This is a genomic window from Cryobacterium suzukii (assembly GCF_004403185.1).
Lineage (GTDB): Bacteria > Actinomycetota > Actinomycetes > Actinomycetales > Microbacteriaceae > Cryobacterium > Cryobacterium suzukii.
In genome coordinates, this window is the sequence record NZ_SOHJ01000004.1 from 1 (window position 1) to 11,974 (window position 11,974).

General features: G+C 64.2%; 10 protein-coding genes and 1 rRNA gene. 5 read left to right on the forward strand and 6 right to left on the reverse strand.

Annotation, left to right across the window (positions count from 1 at the left end; all coding sequences use genetic code 11):
- The 3 genes from E3T39_RS04400 to E3T39_RS04410 form a co-directional block, all read right to left on the reverse strand.
- Nucleotides 1-96, reverse strand: a 16S ribosomal RNA gene (locus tag E3T39_RS04400); the annotation flags it as partial.
- Nucleotides 97-938: 842 nt separating this feature from the next.
- Nucleotides 939-2,426, reverse strand: coding sequence for an adenosylhomocysteinase (gene ahcY / locus E3T39_RS04405; RefSeq protein ID WP_134513530.1), 1,488 nt, complete (start codon nucleotides 2,424-2,426; stop codon nucleotides 939-941).
- Between the two features lie 102 nt (nucleotides 2,427-2,528).
- Nucleotides 2,529-2,765, reverse strand: coding sequence for a DUF3499 family protein (locus E3T39_RS04410; protein WP_134513531.1), 237 nt, complete (start codon nucleotides 2,763-2,765; stop codon nucleotides 2,529-2,531).
- A 44-nt stretch (nucleotides 2,766-2,809) separates the two neighbouring features.
- Here E3T39_RS04410 and E3T39_RS04415 point away from each other — a divergent pair, with 44 nt between their 5' ends.
- The gene (locus E3T39_RS04415) at nucleotides 2,810-3,256 is read left to right on the forward strand and encodes a metallopeptidase family protein (RefSeq protein ID WP_134513532.1); all 447 of its coding nucleotides are present in this window, start codon (nucleotides 2,810-2,812) and stop codon (nucleotides 3,254-3,256) included.
- Between the two features lie 318 nt (nucleotides 3,257-3,574).
- Nucleotides 3,575-4,261, forward strand: coding sequence for a hypothetical protein (locus E3T39_RS04420; RefSeq protein ID WP_134513533.1), 687 nt, complete (start codon nucleotides 3,575-3,577; stop codon nucleotides 4,259-4,261).
- A 207-nt stretch (nucleotides 4,262-4,468) separates the two neighbouring features.
- Here the strand turns inward: E3T39_RS04420 and E3T39_RS04425 are convergent, their stop codons facing one another.
- On the reverse strand, nucleotides 4,469-5,494 hold the full coding sequence (locus E3T39_RS04425) for a glycerophosphodiester phosphodiesterase family protein (protein ID WP_134513534.1): 1,026 nt from the start codon (nucleotides 5,492-5,494) through the stop codon (nucleotides 4,469-4,471).
- Between the two features lie 198 nt (nucleotides 5,495-5,692).
- On the opposite strand from E3T39_RS04425, the gene E3T39_RS04430 reads away from it, so the two are divergent.
- The 3 genes from E3T39_RS04430 to E3T39_RS04440 all read left to right on the forward strand — a co-directional run bounded on the left by E3T39_RS04430 (nucleotide 5,693) and on the right by E3T39_RS04440 (nucleotide 8,955).
- On the forward strand, nucleotides 5,693-6,676 hold the full coding sequence (locus E3T39_RS04430; protein WP_134513535.1) for a carbohydrate ABC transporter permease: 984 nt from the start codon (nucleotides 5,693-5,695) through the stop codon (nucleotides 6,674-6,676).
- Nucleotides 6,676-7,524 (forward strand): carbohydrate ABC transporter permease, encoded by an 849-nt coding sequence (locus E3T39_RS04435; RefSeq protein ID WP_134513536.1) that lies wholly within the window; start codon nucleotides 6,676-6,678, stop codon nucleotides 7,522-7,524. The genes E3T39_RS04430 and E3T39_RS04435 overlap by 1 nt, the downstream gene beginning before the upstream one ends.
- 78 nt (nucleotides 7,525-7,602) lie before the next feature.
- Nucleotides 7,603-8,955 (forward strand): ABC transporter substrate-binding protein, encoded by a 1,353-nt coding sequence (locus E3T39_RS04440; RefSeq protein ID WP_134513537.1) that lies wholly within the window; start codon nucleotides 7,603-7,605, stop codon nucleotides 8,953-8,955.
- A 321-nt stretch (nucleotides 8,956-9,276) separates the two neighbouring features.
- Here E3T39_RS04440 and E3T39_RS04445 read toward each other — a convergent pair whose 3' ends face one another.
- Both E3T39_RS04445 and E3T39_RS04450 read right to left on the reverse strand, forming a co-directional pair.
- Entirely contained in the window at nucleotides 9,277-10,326 is a 1,050-nt protein-coding gene (locus E3T39_RS04445; RefSeq protein ID WP_134513538.1) for a glycerophosphodiester phosphodiesterase family protein, read from the reverse strand.
- A gap of 221 nt (nucleotides 10,327-10,547) precedes the next feature.
- Nucleotides 10,548-11,930, reverse strand: a complete 1,383-nt coding sequence (locus E3T39_RS04450) for a glycosyltransferase family 87 protein (protein WP_134513539.1) — start codon at nucleotides 11,928-11,930, stop codon at nucleotides 10,548-10,550.
- Between the last annotated feature and the right edge of the window lie 44 nt (nucleotides 11,931-11,974).

Consider the following 11,974-nt stretch of genomic DNA (forward strand, 5'->3'; position numbering starts at 1 on the left):
CTGATCCAAGGAGCAAGCTCCTCTTCACCGTTCGACTTGCATGTGTTAAGCACGCCGCCAGCGTTCGTCCTGAGCCAGGATCAAACTCTCCGTAAATGTTTGAATAGCTCCCGAATAAATCCGGTGCCCATCTAGTGCACCCACCAACCGGAATAGGCTGAGAAGATGCAAGTTTGAAACTGACAGAACAAATCATTACTGACTTGCTTTGTATAGTTGCCTAGTCCGAAGACCAGGACTTGTTCAATATTATTTCCAAAGGAATCTCTTAGCTGTACCCCGCTAGAAACGGGCCACAACCACGAGGTTTTTGGCATTTGACATTGTGCACGCTGTTGAGTTCTCAAGGATCGGACGCACCCGACTTCAGGCCCTACTGGGCTGTCGCTCCGGGGCAACTTGTCTAACTTACCCACCCAGCCAGTCGCTGTCAAATCAGCCATTCCCAGCAGATCCCGGCACGCCGAAGCGCACCAAAACACTCGAAAAAACCCGACTCAACCAGTGACACACACTTGATGGGAGGCTTACTATCCTAGCCCAACTCACACACTCTTGAAACAAGAACGACGAGTTATATTGACTAGAAGATGGTCCCACGTGAGGCCGAAAAGCACTGCGGCTTTCCGCACCTTTGGGGTACGTATAGATACATTACGGTCCGCGAGACCACCCGTCAAAACGCCCCCCACCCGGGCGTGTCGCACGGCTGGCATCCGCTCCCCCAGCACATGGACGTCCACTGGGCCCACCTTATGAACGTGGGCCCAGTCTATAAACCGGGCCCAAGGACGGGGCCCGGGCCCCGTCCCAGAACTGTGTGCTCGGCATCCGCTTGCCCGCACCTCTCCGAGTACTGGGCCCACCTTATGAACGTGGGCCCAGTTTATAAACTGGGCCCACGGACGGGGCCCGGGCCCCGTCCCAGAGAGGAGGGGCTAGTAGCGGTAGTGGTCTACTTTGTAGGGGCCTTCTACGGGGATACCGAGGTAGCTAGCCTGCTCGGGGGTCAGCACGGTCAGCTCGACACCGAGAGCGTCGAGGTGGAGGCGCGCGACCTTCTCGTCGAGCAGCTTGGGTAGCACGTACACGCCAACGGGGTACTTCTCCGGCGAAACGTACAGCTCGATCTGCGCGAGCACCTGGTTGGTGAAGGAGTTACTCATCACGAACGAGGGGTGGCCGGTGGCGTTGCCGAGGTTCATCAGGCGGCCCTCCGACAACACGAGCACACTGCGTCCGCTCGGCATGCGCCATTCGTCGACCTGCGGCTTGATCTGCACCTTGACCGCCCCCGGCAGCGACTCGAGCGCGGCCATGTCGATCTCGTTGTCGAAGTGGCCAACGTTGGCGACGATGGCGAGGTGCTTCATGCGCAGCATGTGCTCGACACCGATGACGTTGAAGTTTCCGGTTCCGCTGACGAAGATGTCAACCTGTTCGACGACGGAATCGAGGCGAGCGACCTGAAAACCGTCCATCGCGGCCTGTAGCGCGTTGATCGGGTCGATCTCGCTCACGATCACCCGGGCGCCCTGGCCGCGCAGTGCCTCGGCGGCGCCCTTGCCGACATCACCGTAGCCGGCGACGAAGACGACCTTGCCGCCGATCAGCACGTCCGTGGCGCGGTTGAGCCCGTCGGGCAGTGAGTGGCGAATGCCGTACTTGTTGTCGAACTTGCTCTTGGTGACCGAGTCATTCACGTTGATGGCCGGAAAGAGCAGTTCCTTGCTCGCGGCGAGCTCGTAGAGGCGGTGCACCCCGGTGGTGGTTTCTTCGGTGACGCCCATGAGGTCGGCGGCGACCAGGGTCCAGCGGTCGGTCGATTCGGCGAGCGAGCGGCGGAGGGCGGCGAGGATGACGCCGTACTCGTGGCTGTCACCGGCAGCATCCGCTGGTACGGCGCCGGCCAGTTCGAACTCGCGACCCTTGTGCACGAGCATCGTGGCGTCGCCACCGTCGTCGAGGATCAGGTTCGGGCCGGTCCACGCCGCTCCGGCCGCAGCCGCTTCGGCGCTCCAGTCGAAGATCTGCGAGGTGCACCACCAGTAGTCCTCGAGGGTCTCGCCCTTCCAGGCGAACACGGGAATGCCGGCCGGGGCATCCGCTGTGCCGGTAGGACCCACGGCGATCGCGGCAGCCGCGTCGTCTTGCGTGGAGAAAATGTTGCAGCTAGCCCAGCGCACTTGGGCACCGAGTGCAACGAGGGTCTCGATCAGCACGGCGGTCTGCACGGTCATGTGGAGGGAACCGGCGATGCGGGCGCCGGCGAGCGGCTTCGTCTCACCGAACTCGGTGCGCAGGGCCATGAGGCCGGGCATCTCATTCTCGGCCAGGCGCAGCTGGTGGCGCCCAGCCTCGGCCAGCGACACGTCGGCGATCTTGTAGGTAAAGGTGGATGGCACGGTGGGTGCGGCGACAGTCATGCTGCTATCTTGCCATTTCTCTCTGCACGGCCCCCACATTATTCGGCTGGTGCGCGGGCAGGGCTCCCGGCGCAGCGGATGCCGCCCTCCAGCGAGAACGGGTCACGGCAGCGTCGGGCTGTCAATGTCGGAGTCGTCGGCCAGGAGCCGGTAACGCATGAGGTTCCAGCCTTGGGGGGCGCTTGTGCGCTTCGCGTGGCGAGTGCACAGGTCGAAGCTGTGCGGTTCCGCGCGAACGGAGAGCGGGCCGAGTACGGCCAGGGACTCCCCATAGTCAAAGGTGAGCGTGGCCATCGAGGGTTCGAGGCAGGCGACACGAGAACACGGGCGGAATGTCATTGTCTGTAAGGCTAGCCGCTTCCGGGCCGCCGTAGGATGGCAGCATGTCTCGATCCCGTCGTTCAGCAGCGCCCGATCCGACCGTGCGCGGTCGCGGGCGGGACCGGCACGGCCGCGGCATCCGTAGTTCGGTGACCGGCCCATTCCTGCCGCCGCTGCGCACCCGCATCGACCTGTTCGACATGACGATCGCCAGCACAATCGAATATTTGCGCGGCGTCTGGCCCGAAGAACTGGGCAAGTCCGTATTCGAGGTCGCCTCCGGACCGCCCTCAGTCATACCCGGTGTCGGCGTGGAACGCTGGATGGTGACGCCGGAGACGAACCGCGTCGTGTTCTACCGCCTGCCGATCCAGCGCTTGTCACGTTTGCACGAAAACGATGAAATGCACCAGCGCATGATGATCGAGACGTGCGTCTTTCGCGGCGTCGCCGAACTGCTCGGCAAAGATCCCTGGGACCTCGCGCCGGATCGCTTCCGCCACTTCTAGGTATCGGCACACGGGTCGGCGATCATCGGCGCACGTGTGCGAGATGGTCGCACGTGGTCTCCCCGTGCCACTTCCCAACGCCTGCCGCGAGCGGAAATCCGGTGCGGCTCGCATCCGCTTTGCGGACCGATCCTTGCTAGGACTGGGATCGCGGCCTTTCGGTGCGGTCGGTCGGCGCGTTCGCGTGTCTGGACGTTTGCTGTATTTAGTAACAGAACGGTAACAGATCGGGGCAATTCCAAACCATTTCGGGGATGGGGCCGAACACCATGCAGACCCCAACACCACCTGCTCGAACTACAGAAAAGGATTCATCCCATGCGTACATTCACCAAGGCCACCATCGGTTTCGCCTCTGCTGGAATTCTCATCGCCGGCCTCGCCGGCTGCACGTCGGACGCCGGCACCACGACCCCGGCGCCCGCTTCGAGCTCAAGCTCGTCCAGCTCGGCCTCCGCTGACCCGACGCCCCTCGCCTCGATCCCCAGCCTCTCCGGTGTCGACACCGCAGTGCTGCTCGACGCCGACTTCGGCGCCGCGCTCACGAGCCTCGGCCTGACCGCCGGCACCGTTGGAACGGCCACCCTCGAAGAGGGCAGCCTGCACTTCCCGATCACGGGCGGCAACGTGGACTACTACGACCCGGCCGAAGACTACCGCCCCTTCGTTCAGGGCTCCATTTCGCACGAGGGATCCGGCTTCTCGCTGACCGCCGGCGACATCGTCGTCGAGCTGACCAACTTCACCATCGACCCGGGCACCTCGGAGCTCTTCGGTGATGTCTCGGTCAACGGTGAGTCCGCTGCGACCCAGGTCCTGCTGTTCGACCTCTACGGTGGAACCCTTGAGCCCCTCAAGATGGAGGGCGACAACGCCATCCTCACCGGCACCACGGTTCACATCTCCTCCGAAGCCGCCGGCCTGCTGAACTCCACGTTCAGCACCGACGCCGTCGCTGACCAGATGCTCGTTGGTATCGCGACCATCACCGCCGCGACCAAGTAGTCGGTCGGCTCTTCTAAAGAGTCAGCTTCACAGCACGAATCGGGGCCTGCCACACGGCGGGCCCCGATTTCTGCGTGCCCGGGACCGCTCGCGCCTCGCGGCACGTAGTAGGGAAGTGGGCACTCGTTCGTACGAGTGCCCACTTCCCTAACGAGTGCCGCGACGGGATTGAGCGACGGGATTGAGCGTCGGCATCCGCTCAGCGCGTCAAACGGATGCCGCCACCCCACTACGCAGGTCGTCGCGCACGCTCGCGGCAAGGTCGGGGTGGTCAACGAAGACCCCGTCGATTCCGCTGCCCATGACCGCCGCGAACTCGTCGCGCCAGTTGCCGAAACTGGCCGCCTGATCCCCCCGCCGACACGACGCGGTAAGAAAGGCATTCTCGGGCCGCAGGGTCCAGCAGAAGATGTCCAGCCCGGCCGCGTGGGCGTCGGCAACGAGAGAAGAAGTCACCAGATCGCCGGCGGTATTCGCCGGGATGATCAGGGATTTGTCTACACTGATACCGTCGACGGTGCTACCGAGGGTCTCGAGACCGGTTTCGGTGAGGTAGTCGGAGTAATACGGCGCTGCTGCGCCAAGCCGGGCGACCTGGTCGAGCGGCTGACCAATCGGGGCGATCAGGAACACGCCGCGAGCGGTCATACCGCGAGCCGCAATCTGCGCGAGCACAGTCGCTTCGAAGCTCTCGATGATGAGGCGGTCGTCGTCGGCGTTCCAGCCGGCAGCACGCACCTCGGCGACGAACAGCTCGTCAAGGGGCAGGCCGATCGAGGCGAAATAGGCGGCGTTCTTAATCTCCGCGACCATGCCGAGAGGGCGCCGCCAAATGTTAGAGGCATCGTCGATGAGGGAAAAGAGGTCACTCAGGCGCAGGATCGGGTATTGGTCGTCGTGCAGAGCGCTCTTCGGCCGCAAGTGCGCAAGACGTTCCCGGGCGCGCAGGGTGGCAAGTTCGGCCCAGGTGAAGTCTTCGGTGAACCAGCCAGTGAGGGTGTGACCGGCGAACTCCTTGGTCGTGCGGCGGCCGGTGAACTCGGCGCGAGAAGCAACATCCGTGGTGGCGGAAATGTCGTTTTCGTGGCGCAGCACCAACACTCCATCTCGGGTGGCGACGATGTCGGGCTCGACCGCATCGGCGCCGAGCTCGAACGCGAGGGCGTAGGCGGAAGCGGTGTGTTCGGGGCGGTAGCCGCTGGCTCCGCGGTGACCGATGACAAGAGGGGGCATCTGCACACCGTAACTCCGACGAGTAACGCCGACACTCGGGCCAGGTGAACACCCGCTGAAGTTTCGACGGGGTGTAGGCGAACGCCTTGCGACAACTGCGCGTATACGAGCAAATCGGCCGATCGGCGATCGGTACGTTGCCTAACCTGACAGAGTCTGCTGCTTGGCCGACAGCACTTTTCAGGGGGATTTCAGCGCATGCCCACCATCGAGGACCTGCACCGCGACACCACGTCAGCGGTAGCGGCCCCGACCCCGACGAACGTCGCGACACCCGCGCCGCCCCGCGCGTTCACCCCGCGCAAGAAAAAGAAGCCGTGGAAATCGTGGCTGCTGTTTCTGCTGTTCGCCGGGCCGAACGTGGCCCTGCTCATCGTCTTCACCTACAAGCCGCTGCTGCAGTCGCTGTACTACTCCACCCTGCAGTGGAACCTCGGCTCCGCGTCGGCGATTCCGGTGGGCCTCGGCAACTACGTGGCCTGGTTCAACGACCCCGGCACCGTTCGGGTCGTCACGGTCACCCTGATCTTCACGGTCGCGACCGTCGGCGGTGGCATGGTCATCGGTCTGCTGTTCGCGGTGCTGCTCAACCGCAAGCTGCACGGCCGCGGCGCCGCCCGCACCGTCATCGTCGCACCCTACGTGCTCTCCGGGGTCGCGGTCGGCCTCCTCTGGCTGTTCGTTTTCGACCCGAACTTCGGGATCACCGCGGCGCTGCTCGACGCCATCGGCGTGGCCTCACCGCCCTGGTACAACGATCCGCACTGGGCGTTGGTCATGGTCATTATCGTCTACCTCTGGAAAAACGTCGGCTACGTCGCACTCATCTACCTGGCGGCGCTGCAGTCGGTGCCGCGGGACCTGCTCGAGGCGGCGTCGCTCGACGGTGCAAGGCCGATGCGCGCGTTTCGCAACATCGTGCTGCCGCTGCTCGGCCCGACGACGTTCTTTCTGTCGATCACGACGCTGCTCAGCTCATTGCAGTCGTTCGACATCATCCAGGCGATGACCAAGGGCGGGCCGCTCGAAGGCACCACCACGATGATGTACCAGATTTACCAGGAAGGCTTTCAGGCCGGTCGAGCCGGGTATTCCTCCGCGGTCGCGACAATTCTGTTCGCCGTCTTGCTCGTGGTCACGCTGATCCAAATGAAGTACGTCGAGAAACGAGTGCACTACTAATGCCCACGCAGACCTCGACCGCGCGTCGCCGTAAACCGCTACAACTCGGCGGCTACCTCGGGCTGCTTCTGGCCATCGCGGTCATGATTCTGCCGCTGGTCTGGATGTTTCTGGCCGGGTTCAAGGAACGCGACGAGATCTACACCGTGCCGATCCAGTGGCTGCCCGACAGCTACGACCTGTCGAACTATGCCGCTGCCCTGGCCGCCGTGCCGTTCGCAAACTTCTTTCTCAACAGCACCATCACCACCGTGATCGGCGCCGGCCTCAAAATGCTGCTCGGCCTGACCACCGCGTACGCTGTCGTCTTTCTCGAGTTTCCGTTCAAGAAGTTCGTCTTCGGCCTGGTGGTCTTTGCCCTCCTGGTACCGCAGCAGATCGTGATGATTCCCAACTTCACCCTCGTGGCCTCGCTCGGCTGGATCAACACGTATCAGGGCATCATCGTTCCAGGACTGGCCAGCGCGTTCGGCACCTTTCTGTTTCGCCAGCACTTTCTGACCCTGCCGATCTCCATTCTCGAAGCCGCAGCACTCGACGGAGCCAGCCACTGGACCCGCCTCTGGCGTTTCATCGTGCCCATCTCGGCACCGACCATCGCCGCCGTGGCGTTGATCTCGATCGTCTCCGAGTGGAACGAATACCTCTGGCCACTGCTCGTCGTCGACCGCTCCGACATGATGACACTTCCGGTGGGGCTGACACTGCTGCAGAACAACGACGGCGTCACCAACTGGGGCGTGCTCATGGCCGGCACCGTGTTGGTCACCGTACCGGTGCTGATCGCGTTCTTTGCGCTCCAAAAACGCATCATCGCCGGGCTGACCGCCGGGGGCGTAACCGGCTGACGCGTCGGCATCCGTTTATCTCAGCGGATGCCGTCCCCTCAATTTTCCACTTGTGTCCACCCCTATTAGGAGAGTTCTATGAACACGACACCCACATTCACCATCAACCGCCGGCAGATTTTGAAGCTCGCCGCCATGTTTGGCGCCACAGCCACCCTCGCCGCGTGCAGCGGGCCCTCGCTCGGAGCAGGTGCCGGCGCCGCTGACGTCGCGGTCATGGACTGGACGGGCATCACGCCAGCCAAGGAGATCACCTGGTGGAGCAACCACCCGGGTACCTCGAAGCTGATCGAGGAAGAGATCATCAAACGCTTCCAGGCCGAGAACCCCGAGATCGTGGTGAATCTGGTCACGGCCGGCGCCAATTATGACGAGATCGCGCAGAAGTTTCAGGCGACGTCGGGTACCAACAGCGTGCCCGACCTGGTGCTGGCCAGCGACGTGTGGTGGTTTCGCTACATGATCAACGGCCAGATCCTTCCGATCGACGATCTCGCCAAGCACCTCGAGATCGACACCGCCGACTTCAACAAGACCCTCTACGACGACTACACCTTCACCGGCAACCACTGGGCCATCCCCTACGCCCGCTCGACGCCGCTGTTCTACTACAACAAGGCCGTCTGGGCCAAGGCCGGCTTGCCCGACCGCGCGCCCAAGACCTGGGCCGAATTTGATGAGTGGGCGCCGAAGATTGCGGCCGAGGGCGGCGTGACTCCGCTCGGCCTCGGCAAGGGTGCCTCCTGGGCTGCGTGGTGGTTCTGCAACATGCTCTGGGGACGGGGCGGCGCCTACTCCGACGAGTGGACGATGACGCTCGACACCCCCGAAGCGATCGCCGCAGCGGACTACCTGCAAGCACTGATTTACGACAAGAAGATCGCCACGGTAGCCGCCGTCGACCAGGTCGCCGACTTCGGCGCCGGCCTGACCGGCTGCATCATGGGCTCGACCGGGTCGCTGACCGGAATTCTCAAGGCCGCGACGTTCGAGGTCGGCACCGGGTTCCTTCCCGAAGGACCAGAAGGCCAGGCCTGCCCGACCGGCGGAACCGGCATCGCCATCGCAGCCGATCGCACCCCGGAGCAGCAGTTGGCCGCCGGCATGTTCCTGAAGTTTCTAACCAACTCCGAGAACACGGCGTACTTCTCCTCGAACACCGGCTACATGCCGGTGCGCACTTCCGCCCGCGACGGCGAAACGATGACCAAGGTCTACGCCGAGTTCCCGCAGTTTCGCACGGCCGTCGACCAGCTCGAGACCACCCGCTCGCAGGACTGGGGCCGCGTCTTCGTGCCGAACGCCGACAAAGAGCTCACGACAGCGCTCGAGAAGATCATGCTGCAGCAGACCGACCCGGCCGAGGCGTTCGCCGTCGCAACCACGGCGATCGCGACCTCGTTCGACGAGAACGTGAGCCCGTACCTGTAGTTTCGGGGTCTAGTGGGAGCGGGTCCGCCGGGTTGGCGGGCCCGCTTGTGTGCGTGGCGGTGCCTGCGGGGCCGCGGTGCGGCATCCGTTGTCGCGGGCGCCGAGCCGTGAGTGTCCACGCATTCTCGCCCGATTTCGGGTCAGGACTCACGGGTCAGCGAGTGGAAGTCACGGGTCAGCGAGAGGGACTCACGAGCCCGGGCTGGAAGCGCGCTTTCAGGTAGCTGCGTACAGCACCGAGGCACGACGGATGCGGCTGCTCGCCTTGGCCAGTGGCCGGCGGGGCCGTACGGTCCAGTGTGAGAAGTTAACGAACCACGGTCATAGCGCCGGATACGCGGTCGGCAATCTGAGGCCACGCTCGGCGAGTACGGCGCGCAACCGGGTGGGATAGTCGGTAATGATGCCGTCGACGCCCAGATCGATGAGGGTGTGCATCAGCGCGGACTCGCTGACGGTCCACGGGATCACGGGCAATCCGGCGGAGTGGGCCTCGGCCACAAGCTCGGGCGTGACCGTCTTGAAAGTCGGCGACAGAGCGTCATAGCCCTTCGCGGCAGCTGCCCGGGCGACGGAACCGTCGTAATCGTCGACATCGATCCCACCGAGGTGCACGCTCGCGCCGGGCTGGCCCACTTCGAGCCAATCGTCGTCCTGGGCGAGGGCGGCGATTCGCAGTTCAGGTGATATCCGCTGCACGAGATCGAGGGACGCCCAGTCGAAGCTCTGCACCGTGATTCGGTCGGCGTAGCCCGAGACTTCGATCGAGGCGACGACGGCCCGGGTCAATGCTGCCATCTCGTCTTCGCCCGCCCGGCCGGTGGTCTCGATCTTGGTCTCGATGTTGAACTGCACGGTGTCGGCATTGTGCGCGTCGACGAGCGCGAACACGTCGGCCAATTCGACGATCACCGTGCCGGGCACGTTCTGCTGCTCGGGATAGCCGGGCACCTGCTGGTAGCCGCAGTCCAGCGTCTGAATCTGGGCAAGGGTCAGTTCACGCACCCGACTGCCGGCGTAGGGGAAGGCCGGGTCATTGCGGAAGGCGGCATCCGTGTCGCGGCATTTGCTCTCGGTGAGCACATCGTCGTGCCAGACCACGACGACATCGTCGCGAGTGAGGTGCGTGTCGAGTTCGAGCGTGCTCACCCCGAGTTCGAGCGAGGCGGCGAAGGCGGCGAGGCTCTCCTCGGTGTGTTCGCCGCGCCCGCCGCGGTGGGACTGTAGGTCGAAGGCGGCGCTCTCGTCGAGGGGCGCAGCGGCGCTTGCCGGTTCGGCGAGCGCCGACTCTCCCTGCGCAGCCACGACGGCCCCGCCAACCAGAACCGTACTGAGGGCGGCGGCCGCCGCGATGATCAAAATCTTGCGCATGCCGGCACTCTTTCGTGGATCGCAGCACGCCGGAAGGCGCGCTGCTGTTCACGTTAAGGAGCCGGGGTGACCGGCATCCTCTGCGCAACCGTCAGACGAGTGAACTGTGTGTTAACACGAACCACACCTGGGCACCGGGCCGGCTTGCGCGGCACTCGTTAGGGAAACGGGCACTCGGTGTCAGGGGTGCCGCGAACTCCAACGAGTGCCTCGACGGCTGGTCAGGCCGCGCGGGGACGCGGGAGGCGCAGCATCCGCTTGAGGGCGCCGGGGCCGGCGCGGCGCAGCGATACGGCCACAATGACGATGACCGCGATCGCGATCGACACCCGAGTGAGCTGCGGGTTCGGCACGAGCAGCCGCAGGGTGAGCGCCATCGGAACGAGCAGCCATTCCCAGCGCCCACTCAATGCCACGAACGGCAGCAGCAACAGCGCATACCAGGGGTAGCGCGGACTGAGCACGAGCAAAGTCGCGCCAATCATGACGAGCTGGCCGACCCAGGGCCGGTTCTGGTCGGTCTTGATGATCACCAGCACGGCGACGACCGCCAGAATCAGGCCGGCGACGATCACAGCGGATTCGCCCGGCGCAACCAGGGACACCAGCGCGAACCGCGAGCCGTCCTGGTAGCCCTCCTCACTGAGGTAACCGGGCAGGTAGCCAAGTACCCCGATGCCGGTGGCCAGCACATAAGGCACATAGAGCAGAGCAAAGCTCAGAACGGATGCCGCCACCATGCGCCACCCGCCCCGTTTGAGCAGGGCGGGCGCGGCCAGCACCGGGATGAGTTTGGTGCCGATCGCGATTCCCAGCATGATGCCGCCGCGCCACACGTTCTTCGACGAGATCAGGAACACTGCCGCGACGACGAAGATGACACCGAGCATATCCACGTGCGAGTTGGTGATCGCCTCGGTCGCCACGAGCGGACACCAAGCCCAGAGCGCCGCATTTCTTTCATCGAGGCCGCGGCGGCGCATTCCAACCAGCAGCATGACGGTCGTGCCCAGGCTCAGCAGAAGCCCAGCGAGCTGCAACGGCCAGTAGGCGGGCTCAGGGCCGGTAAGAAAACGGACACCGGCGAAAAAGATCTCGCTGGCCGGAGGGTAAATCGTGGGTACCGCCGTGCGGTTGAGCGCCGAGCAGAGCAGATCGCCGTCGGTCGTGCGGGCGCGTACGATGCGTTCGCCGATGCAGACCTCCTTACCGGCGGCCGTAGTCTGGGGCGGCGGGAAGAGCCAGTCTGGTCTCAGGGAATCGAGGCGGGCATCCGCTGGCGTGAAGGCGTAGGGGCTGATGCCATTGTTTTGTACGATGCCATCCCACGCGTAGCGAGCCGAGTCGGTGCTCGTATTGGGCGGACCGACCATGGCCGCACCGCCGATCAGAGCGGAGCCGGCCAGGATGAGCGCAACCACAGCCCTGCCGTTCACGCGACGCAGCAACCACCAGGCCAGGCCGAACAGTAGCCAGAGCGCACTCGTGACCAGCACGAGTTGCATCTCGTCGCGGTCCGGTGCGAATAGGTGGAGGGTGCTGACGCTAAACGCTGTGAGGGCAGCGCTGAGCACGAGCAGTCCCGAGATCAGAATGAATCGCACCAGTCCATCCTCACCTACCCGGGCTCAATGGCGATGTTTTCGAG